The 23,814-nt window shown below is 37.9% G+C and carries 23 protein-coding genes and 1 pseudogene; 16 read left to right on the forward strand and 8 right to left on the reverse strand.

Annotated elements, in window-relative coordinates:
• Positions 1 to 216: 216 nt before the first annotated feature.
• On the reverse strand, positions 217 to 702 hold the full coding sequence (locus AC3EA5_RS15110; protein WP_488609084.1) for a transporter: 486 nt from the start codon (positions 700 to 702) through the stop codon (positions 217 to 219).
• Between the two features lie 92 nt (positions 703 to 794).
• Positions 795 to 1,442 (reverse strand): PAQR family membrane homeostasis protein TrhA, encoded by a 648-nt coding sequence (trhA, locus tag AC3EA5_RS15115; RefSeq protein WP_488609085.1) that lies wholly within the window; start codon positions 1,440 to 1,442, stop codon positions 795 to 797.
• A 139-nt stretch (positions 1,443 to 1,581) separates the two neighbouring features.
• Between trhA and AC3EA5_RS15120 the strand changes: the two genes are divergently transcribed.
• Together AC3EA5_RS15120 and recQ are read left to right on the forward strand one after the other, a co-directional pair.
• Positions 1,582 to 2,175, forward strand: a complete 594-nt coding sequence (locus AC3EA5_RS15120) for a DUF1836 domain-containing protein (protein ID WP_488609086.1) — start codon at positions 1,582 to 1,584, stop codon at positions 2,173 to 2,175.
• A gap of 66 nt (positions 2,176 to 2,241) precedes the next feature.
• Positions 2,242 to 3,996, forward strand: coding sequence for a DNA helicase RecQ (gene recQ / locus AC3EA5_RS15125; protein ID WP_488609087.1), 1,755 nt, complete (start codon positions 2,242 to 2,244; stop codon positions 3,994 to 3,996).
• A gap of 92 nt (positions 3,997 to 4,088) precedes the next feature.
• Here recQ and AC3EA5_RS15130 read toward each other — a convergent pair whose 3' ends face one another.
• Positions 4,089 to 5,612 carry an MDR family MFS transporter gene (locus AC3EA5_RS15130; protein WP_488609088.1) on the reverse strand — a complete coding sequence of 508 codons (1,524 nt, stop codon included), beginning with the start codon at positions 5,610 to 5,612 and terminating at the stop codon, positions 4,089 to 4,091.
• Positions 5,613 to 6,142: 530 nt separating this feature from the next.
• Complete coding sequence (locus AC3EA5_RS15135; protein WP_488609089.1) at positions 6,143 to 6,997, reverse strand: VOC family protein; 855 nt, start codon at positions 6,995 to 6,997, stop codon at positions 6,143 to 6,145.
• 167 nt (positions 6,998 to 7,164) lie between these two features.
• Between AC3EA5_RS15135 and AC3EA5_RS15140 the strand changes: the two genes are divergently transcribed.
• The 6 genes from AC3EA5_RS15140 to AC3EA5_RS15165 all read left to right on the forward strand — a co-directional run bounded on the left by AC3EA5_RS15140 (position 7,165) and on the right by AC3EA5_RS15165 (position 12,955).
• A complete protein-coding gene (locus tag AC3EA5_RS15140; RefSeq protein WP_488609090.1) occupies positions 7,165 to 8,643 on the forward strand; it encodes a spore germination protein in 1,479 nt (492 codons plus the stop codon).
• 14 nt (positions 8,644 to 8,657) lie between these two features.
• A complete protein-coding gene (locus AC3EA5_RS15145; protein WP_488609091.1) occupies positions 8,658 to 9,734 on the forward strand; it encodes a GerAB/ArcD/ProY family transporter in 1,077 nt (358 codons plus the stop codon).
• A 4-nt stretch (positions 9,735 to 9,738) separates the two neighbouring features.
• Complete coding sequence (locus tag AC3EA5_RS15150; protein ID WP_488609092.1) at positions 9,739 to 10,839, forward strand: Ger(x)C family spore germination protein; 1,101 nt, start codon at positions 9,739 to 9,741, stop codon at positions 10,837 to 10,839.
• A 104-nt stretch (positions 10,840 to 10,943) separates the two neighbouring features.
• Positions 10,944 to 11,558, forward strand: coding sequence for a PH domain-containing protein (locus AC3EA5_RS15155; protein ID WP_488609093.1), 615 nt, complete (start codon positions 10,944 to 10,946; stop codon positions 11,556 to 11,558).
• Between the two features lie 161 nt (positions 11,559 to 11,719).
• Positions 11,720 to 12,394 (forward strand): SOS response-associated peptidase, encoded by a 675-nt coding sequence (locus AC3EA5_RS15160; RefSeq protein WP_488609094.1) that lies wholly within the window; start codon positions 11,720 to 11,722, stop codon positions 12,392 to 12,394.
• A gap of 39 nt (positions 12,395 to 12,433) precedes the next feature.
• A complete protein-coding gene (locus AC3EA5_RS15165) occupies positions 12,434 to 12,955 on the forward strand; it encodes a GNAT family N-acetyltransferase (protein WP_488609095.1) in 522 nt (173 codons plus the stop codon).
• A 35-nt stretch (positions 12,956 to 12,990) separates the two neighbouring features.
• Here AC3EA5_RS15165 and AC3EA5_RS15170 read toward each other — a convergent pair whose 3' ends face one another.
• Together AC3EA5_RS15170 and AC3EA5_RS15175 are read right to left on the reverse strand one after the other, a co-directional pair.
• Positions 12,991 to 14,115, reverse strand: a complete 1,125-nt coding sequence (locus tag AC3EA5_RS15170) for an NADH-dependent flavin oxidoreductase (protein WP_488609096.1) — start codon at positions 14,113 to 14,115, stop codon at positions 12,991 to 12,993.
• A gap of 120 nt (positions 14,116 to 14,235) precedes the next feature.
• The gene (locus AC3EA5_RS15175) at positions 14,236 to 14,886 is read right to left on the reverse strand and encodes a phosphatase PAP2 family protein (protein ID WP_488609097.1); all 651 of its coding nucleotides are present in this window, start codon (positions 14,884 to 14,886) and stop codon (positions 14,236 to 14,238) included.
• 98 nt (positions 14,887 to 14,984) lie between these two features.
• On the opposite strand from AC3EA5_RS15175, the gene AC3EA5_RS15180 reads away from it, so the two are divergent.
• Positions 14,985 to 15,497 (forward strand): hypothetical protein, encoded by a 513-nt coding sequence (locus tag AC3EA5_RS15180; protein WP_488609098.1) that lies wholly within the window; start codon positions 14,985 to 14,987, stop codon positions 15,495 to 15,497.
• Between the two features lie 34 nt (positions 15,498 to 15,531).
• Here the strand turns inward: AC3EA5_RS15180 and AC3EA5_RS15185 are convergent, their stop codons facing one another.
• Positions 15,532 to 16,374, reverse strand: a complete 843-nt coding sequence (locus tag AC3EA5_RS15185; RefSeq protein WP_488609099.1) for a DUF1028 domain-containing protein — start codon at positions 16,372 to 16,374, stop codon at positions 15,532 to 15,534.
• Positions 16,375 to 16,410: 36 nt separating this feature from the next.
• Positions 16,411 to 17,436, reverse strand: a complete 1,026-nt coding sequence (locus AC3EA5_RS15190; protein ID WP_488609100.1) for a potassium channel family protein — start codon at positions 17,434 to 17,436, stop codon at positions 16,411 to 16,413.
• Positions 17,437 to 17,594: 158 nt separating this feature from the next.
• Between AC3EA5_RS15190 and AC3EA5_RS15195 the strand changes: the two genes are divergently transcribed.
• The 7 genes and pseudogenes from AC3EA5_RS15195 to AC3EA5_RS15225 all read left to right on the forward strand — a co-directional run.
• A complete protein-coding gene (locus AC3EA5_RS15195) occupies positions 17,595 to 18,041 on the forward strand; it encodes a YaiI/YqxD family protein (RefSeq protein ID WP_488609101.1) in 447 nt (148 codons plus the stop codon).
• Positions 18,042 to 18,131: 90 nt separating this feature from the next.
• Positions 18,132 to 18,284: a YpzG family protein gene (locus AC3EA5_RS15200; protein ID WP_488609102.1), complete on the forward strand. Its 153-nt coding sequence runs from the start codon at positions 18,132 to 18,134 to the stop codon at positions 18,282 to 18,284.
• A gap of 158 nt (positions 18,285 to 18,442) precedes the next feature.
• Complete coding sequence (locus tag AC3EA5_RS15205) at positions 18,443 to 19,249, forward strand: ABC transporter permease (RefSeq protein WP_488609103.1); 807 nt, start codon at positions 18,443 to 18,445, stop codon at positions 19,247 to 19,249.
• Positions 19,250 to 19,254: 5 nt separating this feature from the next.
• Positions 19,255 to 20,034, forward strand: a complete 780-nt coding sequence (locus tag AC3EA5_RS15210; protein ID WP_394191460.1) for an ABC transporter ATP-binding protein — start codon at positions 19,255 to 19,257, stop codon at positions 20,032 to 20,034.
• 13 nt (positions 20,035 to 20,047) lie between these two features.
• Positions 20,048 to 21,118: an ABC transporter substrate-binding protein gene (locus AC3EA5_RS15215; protein ID WP_488609104.1), complete on the forward strand. Its 1,071-nt coding sequence runs from the start codon at positions 20,048 to 20,050 to the stop codon at positions 21,116 to 21,118.
• 321 nt (positions 21,119 to 21,439) lie between these two features.
• A complete protein-coding gene (locus tag AC3EA5_RS15220) occupies positions 21,440 to 22,885 on the forward strand; it encodes a circularly permuted type 2 ATP-grasp protein (RefSeq protein WP_488609105.1) in 1,446 nt (481 codons plus the stop codon).
• A pseudogene (locus tag AC3EA5_RS15225) lies at positions 22,885 to 23,814 on the forward strand (alpha-E domain-containing protein); the annotation flags it as partial. The gene AC3EA5_RS15220 and the pseudogene AC3EA5_RS15225, both read left to right, overlap by 1 nt.

The following is a 23,814-nucleotide window of genomic DNA, read 5'->3' on the forward strand; positions in this document are numbered from 1 at the left end:
AAAAGCTCATACACTGGGGACTGAAAGAAATGTCCGCAATATATGAGCGTAGATACTCAATAGGTTGAACCGCCGTATACGAGAACCGTACGTACGGTGGTGTGAGAGGTCGGGAGTTAATCGCTCCCTCCTACTCGATTATCAAGTCAATGAGAAAGAGCATGGAAAATGAATTCCATGCTCTTTTAGATTATTTACAGATTAACCGTTCTTCATTTAAAAACATTGGAAAGATGAAACGCGGTCTAAATCAGTTCCATAATAATTCCATCTAAATCCGTTCCAACGATAGCCTGCTATGGATTCTCTGCCAACGAAAGTTGGGTAGAACCAAAAAGATCGACCGTTTCGTAACCAAATAAACGTAAAGCGGAATAAACATCCACGAATCGCTCCAGGATCTACTGCAAAAGCGCTAACTCCTCCTCTTGCTTGAGGAGATTGCTGCGGCGTAAACGATGGAGGCGGTCCTGAAGGAACATTCGATGGGGGACGAACACCACCTGGTAGCGAAGGAAAACCTGGCCCTTGGGATGGTGGTCCACCAGGTCCCGGAAATCCAGGTCTTCCAAATGGTGGCCCTCCTTGTCCAGGGAAGCCAGGAATTCCGAATTGTGGTCCTCCTCGTCCAGGGAAACCGGGTATGCCAAAGGGTGAAGAGTCTCGATCTGAAAAAGGGAAACCAGGAAATTGATTAACCAAAAATTTGTACCTCCCTTACACTTTTCTCTTCTTAGTCTATGTACGTAGAATGGAGAAGCTTGGGTAGAGGTTCACTGTTGGTTCAAGAACGCTTACAACACATAAAAATAAACGCATAAAAAGTGACAAAGTGTCCCAAGAAGAATGAAAATGTGAAAAATTTCATGAAACCCTAAAGGTGAAATTTTCAAGATATTGGATTTCGCCGCATAAATGGCACCACCAATGGTATACATAACGCCTCCGCCAATTAATAAAAGAAGGCCGTTCATACTTAAACGCTCTGATAACGGTGCTGCTAGGAAAACAATGATCCAGCCCATTGCAATATATAAACCGGTGGATAACCATCTTGGAGAATGAAACAAAACCATTTTAAATAAAACACCTGCTATTGCAAGGGAAACAACAATCGAAAATAATATGATTCCCGTTTTACCTTCTAAAGCAATTAAGCAAAGTGGTGCATAAGATCCAGCTATTAAAATATAAATCATGGAGTGGTCTAGTTTTCTAAAATAGGCAATCGTTTTGTCCGTAGCTAGGACCATATGATAGATGGCAGACGTTGAATATAAGAGAATCATACTTAATCCGAAAATGGAGACAGCTATGACCTGTAGGATGGATTCCTCATTTGAAATTGCTTTTTCCACCATCAATAGTAAGGCAATAACGGATAAACCAGCACCTAAAAAATGTGATAAAGAATTAAACGGTTCGCGAATATAACGATTCATAAAACACCCTCATTTCGATAAGTAGTAATAATAACTACTTATCAATATATAATGAATTCATCATGTAGTCAACATTTACGTTGCCGGATTTTTCATGTAAAATAAAGTCTAAGGAAACAGACATATTTGAGGTGGCGTAATGGAAAATATCAACGACTTACTAGAGAAGATATCACTCGAAAAGAGTGTGTCATTAGAAGAAATGCCCGAAATTGATTTATATATGGATCAAGTCATTCAATTGTTTGATCAAAAATATAAAGAAACGAAACGAAATGAAGACGAAAAGATTCTAACTAAAACAATGATTAACAACTATGCGAAAGGCAAGTTGTTTATTCCAATCAAAAACAAAAAGTACTCGAAAAAGCATCTCATATTAATCAGCTTAATTTACCAATTAAAAGGTGTCCTTTCGATTACGGATATAAAGTCAACGCTACAAATTATTAACGATAAGATCACAAGTGATGACATTAACTTAGATGCGTTCTATACTAGTTTACTTACGCTGCAGAAAACGAATGCAGAAAATGTGAGTGAATCAATTCCAATTCGGCATCAAGAAGTAAAAAGAGTGATAGATGAAGAAGATGAGAAATTAGAACAAATTATGCTTATTGCGTCACTCGTAAACATTAGTAATTCGTACCGGAAAATAGCCGAGCGTCTGATTGATGACTTAACAGAAACTGTTGCAGTTCCAGGTACCGAAACAAACACGAAAAAATAAACAATTGAATTAGTTGAAACAAACACGAAAGTTTGAGTGCCGGGCACCGATTAAGGAGTGACATTATTGTTAGAACAAGCAAGGAAGTATTTACAATCGTATTTCGGATATGAAACGTTCCGTAAAGGACAAGAACAGGCGATCCAACAAGTATTGGATGGAGTGAATTCTATATGTGTTATGCCTACTGGTGGAGGAAAATCGATTTGTTATCAAATCCCTGCATTGGTTCTTGAAGGTACAACTATTGTGGTGTCTCCACTTATTTCTTTAATGAAAGACCAAGTTGATACATTAATAGAAGCTGGTATTTCAGCGGCGTACATTAATAGCTCGCTTAGTCATGAGGAAGTAAGAGAAGTCCTTTATGATGTTCAACGCGGAGCAGTTAAATTATTATATATTGCACCAGAACGATTAGATTCACAAACATTCTTAAATGAATTACAAGGAATCCCAGTGCCGCTGATCGCAGTAGATGAAGCTCACTGTATTTCACAATGGGGTCATGATTTTAGACCAAGCTATCGCTTAATTAGTCGAATGACTGAGTTATTTCCAAATACACCGACTGTGTTGGCTTTAACGGCAACAGCCACTCCTCAAGTTAGAGAAGATATTTGCAGGATTTTAGCAATAAAAGAAGAACACACGGTTATGACCGGATTTGAACGCGCGAACCTTTCATTTTCAGTGATTCCTGGTCAAGATCGCGAGAAATTCGTAAAAGATTATGTAAAGAAAAATGAAAATGAAGCGGGTATTATTTATGCGGCTACCCGAAAAACGGTAGATCATGTTCACGATATGTTACATAAACGCGGAGTGAAGGTTGCCAAGTATCATGCAGGTTTATATGATGAGGATCGACGTTATGAACAAGAGCGTTTCTTGAAGGACGAAGTGGATGTTATGGTTGCGACGAACGCCTTTGGAATGGGAATAGATAAATCTAATATTCGATATGTCATTCATTATCAAATTCCACGAAATATGGAGAGCTATTATCAAGAAGCGGGCCGTGCAGGTCGTGATGGACTCCCGAGTGAATGTATTTTGATGTATGCGTCTCAAGATGTTCAAACGCAACGTTTCTTAATCGATCAAGCGCAAGATCAAAGTCGGATCCCTGGGGAACTTGTAAAGCTTCAAGGAATGGTAGATTACTGTCATACCGAAAATTGTTTGCAACAATTCATCATTCATTATTTTGGTGATACCGATGCGCAGGCGTGTGGGCGATGCAGCAATTGTATGGATGATCGGGAAAGCCAAGATGTCACAACCGATGCTCAGATGGTGCTCTCTTGTGTTATTCGAATGGGGCAGAAGTTTGGTAAAATGCTGACGGCTCAAGTGTTGACTGGTTCTAAGAATAAAAAGGTAATCGAATTTGGTTTTGATAAGTTAACGACTTACGGAATTTTAAAACACTACAGTGCTAAAGAAGTGGCTAACCTGATGGAGTTCATGATTTCTCAAGATTTATTAGCAGTAGAGCATGGGTCGTTTCCGACAATTTATGTCACAGAACATAGTAAAGATGTACTTAAAGGAAATCGCAAGGTCTTAAGAAAAGGAGTCGTGGTAACAAAACAAATTGCGGATAATGATCCGATGTTTGAAGAGTTACGTGTTCTTCGGAAGCGTTTAGCAGAAGAAGCAAATGTACCACCATTTGTTATTTTCTCAGACAAAACTTTGCAGGATATGTGTGCACGACGTCCAAAAGATGAAGATGAATTTTTAAAAGTTAGTGGTGTAGGTGCCAATAAACTCGAGAAATATGGCGAAGCATTTTTAGCAGTAATTAATGGATAAATATAAAATGGCCCCTCGCGTTTGCGAATGGCCATTTTTATATCTTATAAATTCAGAAGCTCTTTTTAAAACTAATCTATTAAAAAATAGGGCTAATCTTGTAATGATTCATTCGCTGGAGCATTCTTCGAGACTTCCAACTTCTCATTCCCCATAAAGTAAACAGCGACAACCGCAATTGCTATTGGAATAAGGGACCATAAAAATGTAGCCGATATTGAATTTGACATGGCATTTACAATAATTTCTAGAATATTTGATGGAATTTGAGCACGTTGTTCAGGTTGGAAAACCGTTTGTAAATTATCAATCGTACTCGCTGCTTGATCTCCTGAGGCACCAAGCTTCGTTGTAATTTCATTCGTCAATAATTTCGTTTGAAGGGAACCGAATATTGTAATTCCCAAAGCTAAACCCAGTGAGCGGAAAAATGAATTTGTTGAGTTTGCTGATCCACGATGGCGGTAGTCCATTTTATGAACGCTAGCAGATGGCAATAAAGAAAAGGAGAATCCAACGCCTAATCCGACTAAAATCATATAAATGGTCAATAACAATCGACTTGTATCTGGAGTAATCGTCGACATGAAAATCATGCCGATTGAATACACAACGACTGAAATGACCATGATTTTACGATACGTCATTTTGGATTGGGCGAAACCAGCAAAAGCGCTTCCCACAACCGATCCAAGTAACATTGGCATCAAGATAATTCCCGCATTGGTAGCGGATCCACCATAAACAGCTTGAACAAAAATAGGAATGAAAATGGTTAAACCCACAAAAGTAGCGCCATATATAAATGCTAAAACTTGAGATGATGCAAATAATCGATTCTTAAACATCCAAAACGAGATGATAGGTTCTGAGGCCTTTGTTTCAGCCCATAAAAACACAATAAAGAAGACACCGAAAATACTAAACAATGAGATGCTTTGCCAAGATGTCCAGGCAAACTCTTTCCCGCCAAGCTCAAGCCCAAACATTAGACTCACAATAGCTGTCACAAGCGTAATGGCGCCTAACCAATCAATCTTAAGCTTCGCATGTTGCCTTGTTTCATTATAAAACCGAAGAATTAAAACTAAAGAAGCAATCCCTATTGGTACATTCACATAAAAAACCCAATGCCAGCTAATCGTATCGGTAATAAATGCACCTAATAATGGACCTAGAACACTAGAAGCTCCAAATACTGCCCCTAATAATCCCGTCATTTTCCCTCGTTTTTCTGGAGGGAATACGTCAAAGACAATCGTAAAGGCGATTGGCAATAAAGCACCTCCACCAATTCCCTGAATCGCACGATATACTGCAAGTTGAGGAACAGACTCAGCTATGCCACAAAGTGCTGACCCAATTAAAAATATAGTTAAACCGAAAACGAAAAATCGCTTCCGCCCATACATATCTGATAGTTTCCCGAAAATCGGCATCCCTGCTAAAACAGCAACCGCATATGCAGACGTAATCCACACATAACTCTCTACGCCTCCAAGGTCAGCTAATATTGAACCTAGTGCAGTTGCCACAATGGTATTGTCCATAGCAGCCATTAATATAGCTAAAAGTAGTCCAGTTAAGACCAATCGCAAATTTGTTTTATCTCCCATATCATTTAGCTCCTCTTACCTAATAATAGAAATAGTATAGCAGTACAGTTCTAATATGAGAATTTTTGATTGGAATTGAAATTGCTAGGTAGTTCTACGAAACAATATTTACAAAAAGATATATTCTTTCCACTTCGCCCGTTCCAATTAATAGAGTCGACATAATCTATTAATCAAGGAGGTATCAAGTGGTGGTGTCTTTGTACTACCGATTCTAGCAAACTCTTCACTATCATTTGTCTACGATAAGGTAACCCGCGTTTCAGTATTTGGTTTTGGTCCACAGACTCATTCAAGTTCCAAGCAACGTACAAGGTTGAAGTAGATGAACACAAAAGGAGGCATGCCTGCTAGACTTGGCATGCCTTTTTTGCTCTAACGCCAAATTATTGTCGAGTAACGCTATATTAATGATAGTTTGCACCATATTATTACGTCCGAACGACATATTATCTTCCTCAAACGCTAGATTATTCATTCCAAATGCCAAAAAAATCCTCGAGCCATTCTCAGCTCGAGGGAATTTGTATTTATTCAACTAACAATAAAACCTTCGCACCAGAAGGATCAATCGCTCCCAAGATATCATTTTCCACAGTTACGACCGCGCCTATTTCTTGCAAACGACTTACCGCCAAATCTCGAGTCTCGGTACTTGGATATACAAGTGAAAACGCATGTAATCCGAGCGTGTGATCATTACGCTCTATCGCCTTAGGTCGGCCCCAAGTATTGAAGGCAATGTGATGGTGATAGCCATTTGACGAGATGAATGTAGCTTGAGACCCACAGCGACTAACGATATCGAACCCTAATGCATGTACATAAAATTCTTTTGCTTTTTCTAAGTTCGATACGCTTAAATGAATATGCCCCATAATTGTGCCTGAGGATATGCCAGACCATTCCGCTTTAGTTGCACTGGTAATTAAGTCCTCAATATCAAGTGGATCTACGGTCATTTCAACCTGTTCGTTTTGCCAATTCCACATTTCTGGACTGCGGTCATAATACAATTCAATTCCGTTGCCATCTAAATCATTTAAATATAGAGCTTCACTAACTTTATGGTCAGAGGCACCACTAAACGGATACCCCGTATTGCGGATGTGATTAAATAACGCACCTAATTCTTCTTTGGATGGAAGTAGGAGTGCCAAATGATAAAGGCCTGCAGCGCCAGGTATGTGAACATTATTTTGTTGACATTGTTCTATGATTAATAAAACATCTGATTGATTGGCTGAGAACTCTACTTTGTCCTCGGTTTTATTCAAAATGTGTAGTCCAATAATGTTTTCATAAAATGCTGTCGACTTTGTTAAGTCGGACACAATTAAATGGACATGCTTTGGATAGATTGATGGATGTTGATGAAAAGACATATGCATTCTCCTTTTAAGTTACATTTATAAATTAAGTTACTTTATGTAACTAATATTAAAGTATGAGTCTGTATATGTCAATCATATCGTTTTGCGAATAAATACCTTTTCATATGGCAAAACTTTCTTCAAATACGAAACCTTCAAAAACGAAGGGAAGTGAATGAATGAAAATATGGAAACGAGCACGACAAGTAGTTGAAAAAAGCAAGGAAAAACCTTCTCCGCCATCACATCAGAAGGAACCTGCACCAGTTTCGTTAGACTCTCTTAAAAAAGATCTGACTGATATTGATGATGCTGTTTTCAAAGAGTATCAAACAAAAGATGGACTTGTAACAGTTATCTATTTGAGTTCGCTAATTGAGCCTGTTCTTTTACATAAAATTATTATCTTGCCACTTGTAAATGATAAGGGCGAAGTAATGAATTCGTTTGATGAGATTGATGGATGGAATAAGCAAAAGCTTCTAATGGCCATTGTAAACGGTGACACCGTTATTTTTAATCACAAAAAACAGCAATATTTACTAGCTCATACCTATAGTCCACCAGAACGATCAATTACTTCTTCAGAAAACGAAGCAACCGTCCTTGGTCCGCAAGACTCCTTCACAGAGTCACTAAAAGCAAATTTATCTCTTATTAAAAGAAGGGTTCATCAAACGGGGTTAAAAAGTAAGGATTACACAATCGGTCAAGAAACAAATACCAAAATATCGATTATGTATATTGAGCATCTTGTTAACGATGAAAATCTTAAAAGAATTCAGGAACGCATTCAACAATTAGATTTTACAGGTTACGTGGATATCGTCATTCTTAAACAATTACTTGAGGACAATCCTTATTCTCCGTTCCCTCAATACGGAGCGACATCGAGGCCCGATGCTGCGGTGAATTCCTTATTAGATGGAAGAATTGTCGTTGCAATGGAAAATAGTCAAACGGTAATGATTTGTCCCTCTTCGTTTCTTGAAATGTTTAATTCTCCAGAAGATTATTATAACCGTTGGACAACGGCTACTCTATTAAGAATCTTGAGATTTGCGGGCTTCTTTATCACCATTATGCTGACGCCTACGTATATTTCAGCTCTATCTTATCATCCAGGCATTCTTCCATTTGAATTATTGATTATGACCATGGAATCAAGAAGCAGAGTACCTTTTCCTCCTGTTATTGAAGTACTATTTATAGAACTAATTATTGAAGTTTTGAAAGAGGCTGGATCTCGAATGCCTTCCAAGGTCGGACAAACCATTGGTATTGTGGGTGGTATTGTAATTGGGACAGCAGCGGTACAAGCGGGTATTGTAAGTAATACACTCATCGTACTAGTGGCTGTTTCCGCATTATTGTCATTTTTAATGCCCAGCTACCTTATGAGTAATGCCAGTCGCTTTGTGCGGTATATTTTTATTTTGGCAGCTGGATTATTTGGTTTGCTAGGCCAAATGTTGGCGTTAGCATGGCTGTTGAATCATTTATTAAATTTGACATCACTTGGAACGCCGTATATGACGCCTGTTATCCCGCGGTCATGGTCAGACATGTTTGATAGTGTCATTCGTTTTCCATTGACCTATTTTCAAAAAAGAACTGGAATGTCTAGAACAAAGAGAGAGAAAAAACCTACTAAATAGAGGGGTGATTGAAAATGGATGTTACTAAAAAGAAAATTTTGAATGGGTACCATGTGGTATTTCTAGTTCAGAATATTATGGTTGGCATGGGGTTGTTGTCCATGAATACCTCTTTAAGTCCAGTGGGCTACAGTCAGTGGTGGTTCCCAATTCTTTTTGGTGTTATAGCAAACCTCACACTCATCCCTATGATTTGGCTTGGTTTACAGTATAAAGATGATGACTTGTTTGATATCCATGAAAAACTTCTAGGAAAATGGATTGGTAAATCATTAAACTTTGTATTACTTATATATGCAATTGTTCTTTTTGCGGCGGTTATAGATGGCTACTTAGAACTCATTCAAGTTTCCATATTGCCAGAACGATCGATAAATGGTCATTTAATCTTCTTTATTTTAGTGACGGTGTTTATTGTTAAGGGCGGTATAAAATCACTGGCTAGATTTTGTATATTGACACTGTTCTTAACAGGCTGGATGGCCTATTTTTTGCGATGGGGCTTTGAAAATGGAGAAATACGGCATCTCTTGCCACTCTTTAACTTCACGGGTAATGAGTTTTGGGAAGCAACCAAAAGTGGTTTCAATACAATCGTTGGATATGAACTACTCATGTTCTATTTTCCTTATATTCGTCAGCCCGAAAAAGCCTTCAAACATGCATCTATCGGTATTTGGATAACGATAATGTTCTATTTTATGGTAGGCATTGTCGGAGTTATGTATTTTACAGAATGGCAACTAGAACATATACTCTTTCCGGTTCTAAAATTGTTCCAAGCAGTAGACCTCTCTTTTGTCGAGAGAATTGATAAGATAGGTATTACTTTATGGGTATTTTTAATTTTAACGACAGCTGGAGCTTATCTATGGATGGCTAAAAAAGGTGTCGATTCTCTTCGAAATAAAAATAGTCAATATCATATATATGCGGTTGCTATATTGACGTATGTCGTCATTAATCTTCCTATTTCTCAAACTGTAAAAAAAATTTTTTATGAACAAACATTCCTTTTTAGTTATGGTCTTATTTTATGGCCGATCCTCTTATGTCTAATTCACTTAGTCAGAAGGAGAAAAATGAGGTGAAAAGATGGCAGTTTCTCGATTCATAATGGCGATTAGTATTCTTTTAGTATTGAATGGGTGTACCACTAAGCAAGGTGTGCAACCTTCTTTGGAAAATCTGGGATTAATTAGTGTTGCTGGTTTTGATTATATTGATAATGACAACATGAGATTGACGGTAATTATGCCACAACCGGCTCTTGAGGCTGAGAAACATACGCAAGTCATTTCTGTTGATACGGATATGTTGCATAAAGGACTGGTTGACATTTCTTCCCGTGCTGATAAAACAGTCTCTTTGAAACAACTCCGAGTCGTCTTATTCAGTGAGGAATTTGCTAGAAAAGGACAAATGAAAGAAATGGTTGAGTATTTATTTAAAGATGCGGATGTACGATCAAGTGTATTTGTAGCTGTCGTGAAAGAATCTGCTGAAGAAATGCTTAGAATGGAATACCCAGATAAACAGAATACAAGTTCTTATATCAACAATTTATTCCAACAGAGGCAATATACCTTTTTCAGTCCTTTTACAACGATACATGAATTTGTCTATGATGAAACCGATCCTTTAAGGGATACGATTGCTCCATATGTGGAGCTAAAAGAAGAAATCATCCATATAGAAGGACTTGCCATGTTCAGTGATGGAAAAATGGAAACGACTTTCACCAAACAAGAAGGCAAGATTATTCAAATATTGCGTGGTAGAGAGAGATTGAGTGTATTTGCCATTACTCTCGACGATGAAGAGAAAGAGAAAGTAGCTATAGAATTTGTGAAATCAAAAGCTAAGGTGAAGGCAGAAAATTTAGAATCGCCGAAGGTCATTTTAAATTTGAAATTCGAAGGTACCCTAAGTGAATATGAAGGCAATAAAGATTTAGCTGAAAAAAAAGATGTTGAAACTCTTGAAAAAGAAGTGAGTAAGAATATTGACAAGGATATTAGAGCGTTGTTAGAAAAATGTCAAGAGTTATCAATTGAACCTATTGGTATGTTTGAAACCCTTCGTATGCGTTATAAAGGAGATTGGCCAAGTGGCTTAACCGAAGAATTGTTAGCAAAAGCACAATTTGAGATAACAGTTGAAACAAGTCTTACGAGTGTGGGTGCATTGAAATAAATTAATAAATAATAGACAAACAAAATTGGCATTCTGAAAACTTGAAACTTCGTGTTTTGTTAATCGTATTAGAAGATGACGATTGAATTTTAAGGAGGATTTCGATGTTTAAAAAGTTAGCTGCAGAAGCATTAGGTTTATCGGATATTGGAATTGTGGTACCAAAAGCTGATTTTGATAAGACGGAAGCAGACGATTTTGTTATGCACGAATCAGGAGAAGAAATTTTCTTCTTGATTAAGACCAAAGCAGATGAATATTGTTTTACAAACAAAGCACTCATTCACGTGGACGGCGCAAATGCAGTTAGTAAAAAAAGAACATTGAAACGGTATGAATACGCACTGCATCCAATTACCAATGTAGCTCTAGAAACGGCCGGTACCATCGATTTAGATGTCGAAATCAAATTCACGATTGGCAGTACACCATTATCCGTTGATATTCATAAACGGTTTTTAACGGAAATTAAAGATCTTTATAAAGTCTTATTTGCAATCTCACTTGAAGTGAAAGAAAACGAAAAGAAATATGCGATTGCTGAAACAAGTTTGAATTATGCTTCCCAGTCTATAGGTCGTATTAGTAACAATGAAGTGACTCCTGCTCAGTCATTTGAAGATATTGCTCGATTCTCACAAAATTGGTTGTATGAGAATCGGAAGAAATACGCTAAAAAAGATTTCAAAGATACATTTGAGTTGTATATTAATCAATAGTTGAATACTGTGAAACCGTCCTTCCTGAATGAATATGGACGGTTTTTTCATACGGCGTAGGGTTATGGATATCAGTGTAAGAAATTATGCGTTTTTTTAATCTGAATAAAGGGAAAACCTAGAGAAACGATTATATTTGCTTATAAAGGATGGTGAAAGAAATGTGTGGACGGTATAGTTTAACTGCTGACTTCCAAGTAATAGAAGATCGGTTTGGGGAAGCCACTTTTGATATAACTAAATACGAAGAAAGCTATAATATTGCACCTTCTCAAATGGTCCTATCAGTCGTTAATGATGGCTCGAAAAATAGACTCGGGTTCTTAAAGTGGGGACTAATTCCACCGTGGGCAAAAGAATCGAAGATTGGCTTTAAAATGATTAATGCCCGTTCAGAAACAGTGCATGAAAAGCCTAGTTTTCGAGAAGCATTCAAGAGAAAAAGATGTCTCGTTATTGCAGATTCTTTTTACGAGTGGAAACGAACGGACGACCGGAAAATACCCATGCGCATCAAAATGAAAAATGATGAACTTTTTGCGATGGCTGGTTTATGGGAATCTTGGAAATCTCCTAAAGGAGATACGATTCATTCATGTACGATTTTAACCACAACACCTAATGAACTCATGTCAAACATTCATGATCGAATGCCTGTTATTTTAAAACCATCAGATGAACAAAAGTGGTTAAATCCAGAAATGAAAACACTGGCTGATTTAAAGAAGTTTTTGATTCCTCTCCAAGATGGTCATCTAGAAGCATACGAAGTATCGGACAAAGTGAATTCTCCTAAAAATAATTCGCCTGAGTTGATTGAAAAAGTAGGAGACTAATTATATAAGAAATCTTTATTAGTGTAAGAGGTGAATGACATGAAAATTTTGGAAACAGACAGGCTAACACTCCGACATTTAACTGAGGAAGATGCAGAGTTTATCGTAACCCTTTTAAATGAACCGGATTGGATTAAATACATCGGAGACCGCGGCATTCGTACAGTTAAAGATGCGAAAAAGTACATCAAAGAAGGACCCATGACCATGTATAATGAGCATGGGATAGGCTTGTACTTAATTGAATTGAAGGAAAACGCACAACCAATAGGACTTTGTGGTCTGCTACATCGTGATTTCTTAAAAGACGTTGATCTTGGATTTGCATTACTTTCTACGTATTGGGGAAAAGGGTATGCGTTTGAAGCTGCAAAAGGTACCTTAACGTATGGTGCTGAAATCTTAGCTCACCGCCGAATTGTTGGCTTTACTTCACTTGATAATGAAAAGTCCGCCAACCTTCTTCGAAAATTAGGAATGAAAGACGAAGGGACGATTAAATATACGTCAACTTCCGAAGATGTCCGGTTGTTCGCAATTGAATATCCAAAAAAAGATTGAAACGAGCATCATCAATGCCGTTTCAATCTTTTTCATTATATGCCTGGAACCCATCCTGGATTTTTTAAGATTCTTTGCCATAGAGGAGTAGGAAGATCTAACTCTACTTGTTTATCGATTTCAAGCTTCGTGACAATTTCATCTTCGCGACCTTGCTCAATCTTTTGAACCCATTCTGGGTCAATTAATAATTCCCGACCTAACCCAATTAACGGTACTCCAGAAGTTAGCGCTTTTCGTGCATCTTCTGGGGTATAGATGGATCCAACCCCGATAAGCGGAACTCTATCTCCAATGACTTCTTGTAAGAGTTCAATACGTGAACGAGTATCTTCAACGCCTCGCTTAGGTGTAGACCAAAAATCCATAAGAGAAACATGTAAGTAATCTAGATTTTTTGAAGCTAATCGATCTACTAAAATGAGTGTGTCAACCATCGTAATACCTGGTTCTTCCGGTTCTTCTGGGGAGAACCGATACCCAACGATAAATGGTTCTTTTGCGTACTCATTCACAACGCGTTTTACTTCATCTACAACAGCTAATGGGAAGGTCATTCGTTTCTCTAACGTTCCACCAAATCGATCGGTTCGACGGTTTGAGTGTGGAGAAAAGAACTGTTGTATTAAATACGTATTGGCACCATGAATTTCAACACCATCATACCCAGCCTCAATTGCACGTCGAGTCATCTCGCCGAAGTCACGAATGATAGCTTCGATTTCAATTTCTGTTAGTGCACGAGGAACAGGTTTGCCTTCAGCGGGATAAGCGACAGCACTTGCGCTAACGACATCACCGTTCGGTGCGATCTCTTTCGGCACCTGTCTACCAGCATGGAAGATTTGTAAAATAGCTTTTGCGCCTTCATCTTTAATTGCTGAAGCTAGTCGCTTTAAGCTCGGAATCATTTGGTCTGTATGTGCTGCAAACTCACCAGGAAAGCCTTGTCCATTTGGGGTTCCGTATGTACAAGCAGTAATCACCATACCGACACCTTTTGAGCGACGAATATAATAAGCAACTTCTTCGTCTGAAACTGTGCCATCTTCATTGGAAGAGTAATTCGTCATAGGCGCCATCACAATGCGATTCTTAAGTGAAACACCATTTGAAAAGTCAAATGGTTCTAAGAGTGGTTTGTATTTTTCATTCGTCATATTTATGAACCTCCAGAACGTAGTGTGGATAGTAAGTATTAAGAAAAAGCATAGTGTCACTTTATGCTTTCGCCATATAGTAGTCAAAAGATATGCCTAAATCTGAACTTACGTGTAGTGTCAGGACGTTCTCTCATCAATTTTTATTATGACAAGTTGATAACACCCAATAATCATTGTCAGCAAAAAACCACCTGCAAAATAACCAGCTAATACATCACTTGGATAATGAACACCTAAATAGATTCGGCTGAATCCAATTGACAGAATCATGAAGATGCTAAAAATAGACAAAATGATACGTCCCCAGCGAGCGGGGATATGCTGCCACAAAACAAAGGTGAGTATTCCATAAATACACAAAGCATTCGTCGCATGCCCACTTGGGAAACTATATCCACCGATTTCAATAAGTCGATGAAAATCGGGTCGTGCTCTTTTGAATAATTGTTTTAATAGACGGAAAAGGTAATGTGAACCGAGCAAGACGATAATGAAAAGAAGAAGTTTTGATCGATCCTTCAAAAAGAAGTAGAAGATAATAAAAATGACAAAGGCTAAAATATGAATGAAAGACATCGAACCAATGTAAGTGAATAATTGCATGATACTTGTTAAGAATGAAGTCTCGAAATCTTGAATATAAGTTGTGACTAATTTATCGAAACGATCCATTTTATTCAGACGAACTAAGATAGCTATCAACCCAAATCCAAATGCGAAGAAAAAACTTAGCAATAAAAATAACTTAAAGTTATAAGGCATCTTCATGTATTTGATGATAACTCCTTTCAAGGATTCGATATATGTATATTCATTTATGGTAAAACAGCCAAAAAATAGTAAATAACTGTATAATCATATTAGGGGTGATATATTTGAAGAAAATTATTTTAGTAGTTAGCTTGTTAATGTTAACTGCTTGTTCGAATAGTTTAGATACATCCAAGTTAGTTGAATCGAAAAATAGTGAGGTATCCATGAAATTTTATAGTGCACCTTCTGTTGAAGTAGCAATTGATTCATTGCCGTACGAGGTTAATTTACCCGAGCAATTACCATTCAATGCAAAGAAATTCAATTCTTTAGGCATTACAGATTACGGAGGAAAAGGGCTCAATCCAGAAGCTAGTTTTATAACAAGTGATGAAAATTCAAATGAATTAATAATTACAACCTCAACTGCAAATGTGGAATATCCTGATACCACACCTAAAGAAATCATATTGAAAAATGGATATCAAGCTTTTTACATAGCACCGAATCGATTAGATGTTGTTGTTAAAGACGTTACATATTTATACACATTAATAATGCCAAAATTAGATGAATCTCAAGTTGAAACAGAGTTGCTCAAGTTAGCAGAGCAATTAACCGAATAAAAAAGCCATTCATCAATAGAATGGCTTTTCTCATTTATTTAATTCTCATGTATTCCACGACTTTTTGATCAATCATGCCACGAGGTTGGACACGTTCATCAAAGTTTTCAATTAAATGATACGACTCAATGGCGTTTAATAAATCATCGTGTTCAGAAAGCTCACGCTGTAAATGGCCATTTTCGTATAATAACTCTTGGAGTTCTTTTGCTAGAAAGCCTTGCACTTCAACCACGTCTTCAGGCAATGTAGGTTCAAAATACAGTTTATGTAACTTTAATAATCGAGTTAACTCTTGAACAGGTTCCTCATGATCATCTACTCTTAAATCGATATAGCGGTCATTGTAGCCACCATAACTGCCATTTTCTTTAACAATCAACAACGCTGCAGATTGTTTCCCGCGGCTATCACCACCCGCTGAATCACCTGCAAGTAGGGCAGACAACAATCGCTCAGCTAATGAACCTTGCGTTTGTAAGAAAGTTGACTCCATCGCTTCAACCGTATGTTGATCCACTAAAATATTTCCTTGAGCTGCAAAATGATCACCAGCCGAGCCTCCAGCCCAATCGAAACAATCTTCTCCAGTAAAAGTGACACTTCTTCCTTTAGCATCGATGATACCAACTTGTCTTGAGGCAGATTTGTCATCCGACTGTATTAATTTTTCAAGCACTTGTTGAGGGGGAAGTCCTTTTTCTAAAAGCTCTAGCCCATGTTTTCCATAATCTAAATTAGCCCACGACTGTGTAGCAATCGCGCCAACTCCAGCTTTTGCAAATGGAACAACTGCTCCAACGGCTAAAAATTTGGATGCAACAGCAACACCGAGCTCTTTTGTTTGTGGATCATATCCAACGATAGAAAATGTCATATCAATTTCCTCCTTGAGCAAATTTGGGTTATTAAACTATTTATTTAAAGCTAGCAATCTACGGTGAGTATCATCATCACAGATAACATACAATATGGCATCTGAAGGAATATTCTCGTCTAATTTTCGATTGATATCCATATGATCACGGTCAGCAATTAAAGTTGCACCATTTGAGAGTAAATCATGAAAAGCATCTCCATAGGTTTGCCACTTATCATTTTTTGGTACTTCAAACAAATCTTCACCAATACTTCTACTTATTAATTGTGTCACAATGGTACTGACGTTTTGATGCATGGCGGAACGAACCGCAAGCAAAGATGTTGTTTCTTGAGATAGGATAAACTCATCCACTTTCACATGTGAGAAATTAGGGATTTGTTTTTTTGTCATAATCTCAACTGTCGTGTGTACATGACTTGCCAAACGTTCAACAGTAATGGCAATCGTAAGTGTCTTGGCATCACGCAAAGATGGAATTTGAATGGCATCATCTGCAAAAATAATGACTGATTTGGCTTTTTTAATATTTGCTTGGTTAAACGTTTCTTCTTCGGAAGGATCACCTTGAACATAATGTACTCGCTCTAGTGCAACATCTGTAGGAGATTTGGGTAAAGTATCAATAATCACCACTTCACTCGTTGTATCAGATGCCAATATTTCATCAACTGCTGTTTCTGTCTTTTTGCCCCAACCCACAATAATGATATGATTTTCTTTGGTATAAGCCAATTTGCCTTCTTCCTTCCGTTTTCTAAATAAAGAAAATGTGTCTACAATTTTTCCAATGACGACTCCTAGTAATCCAATGCCGAATAAATACATAAGAATGGTAAATAACCTACCTGCGATTGTAGTAGGTGAATAATCACCATATCCGACCGTGGAAAAGGTGGTCATTACAAAGTAAAATGATGTGAGAAGACTTTCAAAAGTTTGGGGTTCTAACATATAAATAGTCACCGTGCAAAATAAGATAAAGAATAATGTGGCTAATAATAAGGATAAGTTTTTCATTCGAACTAAACCGAGTCCTACTTTCAAGAAAAAATGCATATGGTTATCTCCAATCGCCTGAATCTTTCGATAAATTCTAGTTTACACGTTTTCTATTCAAGGTGCTATAGTAGGGTTTAGCATTTCAATCTTCATTCAAAAAGGTTGAAAGTTGGTTTAGAGGAGATTTACTGAAAACAGCAGGAAGGAATGAACTGATGACCAATATTTTAGTAGACGCAGATGGATGTCCCGTTGTAGATTTAACCATTAAAATTGCAAAGCAGTTCTCCATACCGGTGTATTTGTTCTGCGATACCGCTCATAATATGCAACGTGACGGCGCAGAAACAATCATGGTTTCAAAAGGTGCAGATGCCGTTGACTTTGTTCTCGTGAATCGGGTAAATAAAGGCGATATCGTTGTGACACAAGATTATGGTCTTGCAGCCATGGTGTTAGCAAAACAAGGGTTAGTGATTGACCAAAACGGTCGAGCTTATACAAACGATAATATTGACCAACTATTATATAGCCGACACATGTCTCAGAAAGTGAGACAAGCAGGTGGTCGCATGAAAGGACCAAAAAAACGTCAAAAAGAAGACAACGAGAAATTTGAAAAAGGCTTTAGAGACATACTGGAAAATTTGCCGAAACAGTAAGGAATTGTTTCCTAGTGAATAAATAAAAATAGGTAACGCAAACTAAACCTGATTTCTTCTTTTTATTTCAATGAAAGAGGGGTGACGTGGATGAGTAAAAAAACACCGCTTGACGATAAGTCAGCACAAATTCATCACAATTGGACTCGACCAAAAAGAGCAAAATCGCAAGTGAATGGGAATACCGAAGAAACCCAGACGACACAGATTTTAAAAACGAGCGCCAAGATTCACCGATTGTAATGATTTGAATAAGAAGAAGTCATGACCCAGTAAATTTGCTGGGTCATTTTTTTGTGGAAAATAATGAGTCGAGACTTGTTTATGCACTGTTTGAACTGTTTCTAATTGCACACATTTTCGACAGATTACATATTATTTTGAAGAAGAGGTGGTGAACGATGAAGGAAGTGATAAATCCAGTTGTAACGGAAGAGCGTGAATGGCGAAAACAGCAAAGAAAGGGCCGCATGAAAGCAGCGTTGACCATATCGTCTCCGTTGTTGTTACTTGTGTTATGGGAATTTTTATCACAATCAGGTCTCATCGATTCTCGATTTTTCCCTCCGCCGACTCAAATTGTATCAACTTTTACTAGCTTACTAACAAGCGGTGAGCTATTTAGCCATATGGGGATCTCTCTTTTTCGAATACTTGCTGGATTTTTGTTAGGCGTAATTCCCGGAATTATCATTGGTTTGTGTATGGGATTGTATGCACCAATTCGACACTTTGTATCTCCACTAATCATGGCGTTAATGCCCATACCAACACTGGCTTTATTGCCATTAATATTAATCGTATTTGGCATTGGTGAAACTTCAAAAATTGTAACGATTGCAGGTAGTGTATTTTTTCCCGTTGTTATTAACACGGTGGCAGGTGTCATTACGATTGACTCCATCTATATTGATGTAGCCAAAAATTACGGAGCTAGCCAAAAAGATTTCTTTCTGAAAATTGCTTTACCAGGCGCATTGCCAGTCATGCTTGAAGGGATTCAGATGGGGCAAGCAATTGCCTTATTAACGATTGTTGCTGCTGAAATGATGGGTGCACAATCAGGAATCGGCTATTTAATATGGACATCGTATAGTGCGTTTTTATTAAAAGAAATGTTTGTTGGGCTCATCCTCATATCGTTTTTTGGCTATTTGTTCTCACTCCTAATCCGAGCTTTACAACGAAAACTTTTACCATGGAGGTGACCAATCTGGAACAAACACCTAAAATTCGAATTCAAGATTTAACGAAAGTTTTTTATAAAAAACAGGACAGTGTGACAGCCCTCGATAACATTTCTATCGATATAGCGGATGGTGAATTCGTCTGTATTGTAGGACCGAGTGGATGTGGGAAGACGACGTTGCTTCGAATATTAGCTGGATTGGAAAACCAAAGTGCTGGAACCTTTTCGATTGCTAAAAGTAGTGAGGAACGGCCGTTGCAATCCATGGTATTTCAAGAACGCGGCATTCTTCCTTGGCTAACTGTTGAAGAAAATGTTGCGTTCGGACTCAATATGCGCCATTTACCGGCGTCCATTGTGAAAGAGCGGACCCATTATTTTTTGAATAAAGTCGGGTTATCTAAGTTCGCCCGCATGTATCCAAAAGAATTATCTGGGGGAATGAAGCAGCGAGTTAGTATTGCGCGAGCATTCGCCAACGATCCAGAGATTTTATTGATGGATGAACCATTTGGTGCACTTGACGAACAAAATAAATACATTTTGCAAGAAGAGTTACTATCCATTTGGTCCGAGACGAAAAAAACGGTCTTGTTCATCACTCACAGCATAGATGAAGCTCTTTTTCTAAGCGACCGTATCTTATTGATGAGTTCACAACCAGGCAAAATTTTGAAAGAGATAAAGATGGATTTACCGCATCCTCGTAAGGTAATCGACATTCGATCCAATCCGTCGATGGCCGAAAAGTTTTTAGATATTTGGAGTCATTTGCAAGAGGAAGTTCAAGAGTCAAGAAAGTGAAGGGAGCGTTCGGATGAAAAAGTGGTTAGGCGTTTTTGGCATACTGGTGTTATTAGTTGGCGGATGTTCAAATGAAGAATCCGTAGATGTGAATGACGACGTGAGTAAAGATAATCCATCGGGAGACTTAGCTCCATTAAGTAAGAAAACGAAAGTGGTTATTGCAGAAGATGGAGCGGCATCCGGAGCGGGTTTTTATATTGCTAACGACAAAGGCTATTTTGCAGATTACAATATTGAAGTTGAATTTGCAACATTCGCAAACAGTGATGATATGTTGCCAGCTCTTGCTTCAGGCGAAGTGGATATTGCGGGCGGTATTTCATCCGCATCATTCTTCAATGCCATTGCGCAAGGGATTGACGTTAAAATAATTGCAGACAAAGGGCATAATGCGGACGGAAAATCTTATTTCACATTCGTCATTGCAGATGACTTAGCTGATGAAATTAAAGATTACAGTGACTTAAAAGGAAAACGTATCGCTGTTTCTTCAGAGCATGGAGTAGATGATTATATTTTCCATCAAATGCTTGATCATGCTGGTCTGACAAAGGACGATGTAGAATTTGTCTTAATGCCTGAATTCGGAAATATGATGGCTGCCATTGAAAATGGCTCGATCGATGCGGCACTTCAAATTGAACCGCTAATTACGACGGGTGTTGCACAGGGAATCCATGTTCGATTTGGAGATGCAACTGACTATGCACCTGAAGCACAAATTGCCATGGTATTAGGTTCACCGCAATTTATGAATGAAGAGCAAGATGTATCGCTTCGTTTTATGGCTGCGTATTTAAAAGGGGTGCGCGATTATAACGATGCCTTTAAGAAAGGCATTGGCAAAGATGAAATCATCGAAATCATGACAAAATATACAAGACTGAAGGACGCTGCGGTTTGGGAAGATGTATACGTAACTGGCTTAAACCCAGATGGCAAGATGTTTATTGGCGATATTCGTGATCAGTACGAACTGTATAAGAAAAACGGTGCAATTCGCGGCGAATTCAAATTTGACGAAGCCATCGATACAAGCATCACCGAAAAAGCGGTTGAGATTATTGGGGACTATGAATAATTGAGTTTGATAGCTGCCAAGGTAACATTTTCAGAGGATTCTTGCTCTAACGCCATAATAATTGAAACAAACGACATATTATGACTCGCTATCGCCAAATTAATCCTCTCAAACGCCATATTATCGGCTTCCACCGCCATATTATCAAACAACAACGAGTTGCCGTCATGGCAACTCGTTTTACATAACAAAGATAGATTATTTATTTTTTCATAAGTGCTTGTCATAGGCTTTATAGGGGTAAAGAAACATAGATTAGTATGGTACACTAGAACTATAATTATCAAACTATTCTAACTTTTTTATAGAGAGGGTGGTCAAATGTTTCAGTCTTACAACGTAAAGCCGTTTTTTGATGAAATGCTTGAAGCAAGCGGTAAGCCGAAGAATCATTATCAAAAATTTTATGAGATTTTACATACGTTTACAGAAGAGGAGTTAAAAGAAAAACATGAAACTGCGCAGCTTTCGTTTTTAAGACAAGGCATCACATTCACTGTTTATCATAATAATGTTGGAGCAGAAAGAACGATGCCTTTTGACTTTGTTCCCATCATTATTCCACCCGAAGATTGGGAGACGATTGAAAGAGGAATGATTCAACGGACAGAGGCACTCAATCGATTTTTAGATGATGTGTATCATGATCAGCGTATCGTTGAGGCTGGAATAATCCCTAAAGAATTAATTAATTCCAATCAGTATTACTATGCGAAGCAAGTTCAAGGATTGAAAGTTCCTTTAAATAATCATATTTTTATGGCGGGTATTGATTTAATTCGTGATGAAAATGGAAATTACTTAGTTCTAGAAGATAATCTTCGTAACCCCTCAGGTATGTCTTATGTCTATCAAAATCGATATGTGATGAGACAAATCTATCCCGAATTTTTCGCTAAAAACTCAGTACAAACTTTGGAACATCAGATGACTTACCTACACGAAGCAATCATGGATCATGCTGCTGCAGGTGTGGAAAATCCACGTGCTGTTTTGTTAACGCCGGGCATGTACAATTCTGCTTATTATGATCATGTGTTTTTAGCACAACAAATGGGACTGCAACTTGTTGAAGGCCGTGACTTAATTGTTGTCAACGACATTGTCTATATGAAGACGATTCGTGGGTTGGAAAAAGTTCATATTATTTATCGTCGAATTGATGACGACTTTTTAGATCCAGAAGCGTTTAGAGAAGATTCTACTTTAGGAGTGCCAGGACTATTGAGTGCCTATCGAAATGGCAATGTAGCGATCTTGAATGGAATTGGTAACGGAGTTGCAGATGATAAGGCGATGTATATTTACGTACCAGATATGATCCGTTTTTATTTGAATGAAGAGCCGATTATCGATAACGTAAAGACCTATCGTTTAGAAGATCCCGTTCAACGTGACTGGGTCCTATCAAGGTTATCCGAATTAGTGGTGAAGAATGTGGGTGCTTCAGGTGGGTACGATATGTTAATTGGTCCGCATGCATCCGTAGAAGAAATCGAGACTTTTCGAGAGAAAATCTTAGAAGCACCACATCAATATATTGCACAACCAACCATTCAGTTATCAAGAGCTCCAGCATACCAAGGGGAAGAGTTTTACCCATGTCATGTGGATTTACGTGTATTTGTTATACGTGGAAAGGAAACACATGTATTTCCTGGAGGATTATCACGTGTGGCATTGAAAAAAGGGTCGCTCGTGGTGAATTCATCACAAGGTGGTGGCGGAAAAGATACTTGGGTTATGAAGTCAGGGGGGAGAAGCTAATGTTAAGTCGAGTAGCGGATTCACTCTATTGGATGTCCCGTAATATAGAACGAGCAGAATTAAATACTCGAGTTTTAGATGTCCAATTAACTCAAATGGTTGAAACATTTTCGGAAGATTCAATTGAAGGAAAGCAATGGGAAATTCTTTTTGAAATATGTTCAACAGAAAAAGAGTTTAGAGCATTTCAACAATCAGAAGCATCGGATGAAACGTATATTCGGTATTTAGCTTTTGACGAAAAGAATGCCAATTCCATATTAACTTGCGTACGGATTGCGAGAGAAAATGCACGTATCAGTAGAGATCATTTGCCAAATGAACTATTTGAAGTTTGGAATGATATCTATTTATATGGACTTGAAGCGGAAAGGGAACCCTTTTCTATACGAAATTTGAGAAGTTTCTTCCGTAAAGTAAAACTAGCTTCATTAACTGCACAAGGCATTGTTGAATCTAGTATGTCTCGTGGAGTAGCGTATCGAATGATAAAAATCGGCAAATGGTTAGAACGTGCTGAAAAAACGGCACGTATATTGAATGTGGTTTGCGAACATACCCGCGAAACCCAGTTGGCTTATAAAGGTGAAGACTATTACGCATGGCTGTCTGCTTTACGAATGGTTAATGGCTACGAAGCTTATCTTAAGGTGAATCAACCTAAAATGGATCCGAAAACCATTCTGACTTTCCTTATAGCCGATGGTTCATTCCCAAGGTCGATTCGTTACAATATGGATCATGTGCGCTCAGCAATCGATGCGCTTGAAAACGCAAAAGTTGCCCCTTATTCTGAAAAACTTTACAGCGCGTTGAATGAATTACTGAACGACTTTGATGTCATGACAATAAATGAAGTTAATTCGGACGGCATGTTATCGTTTTTAAATCAATTCCAAAATAAGTGTAATGAGATTGGACAAATTTTT

It is taken from the genome of Paenisporosarcina sp. (assembly GCF_057785155.1).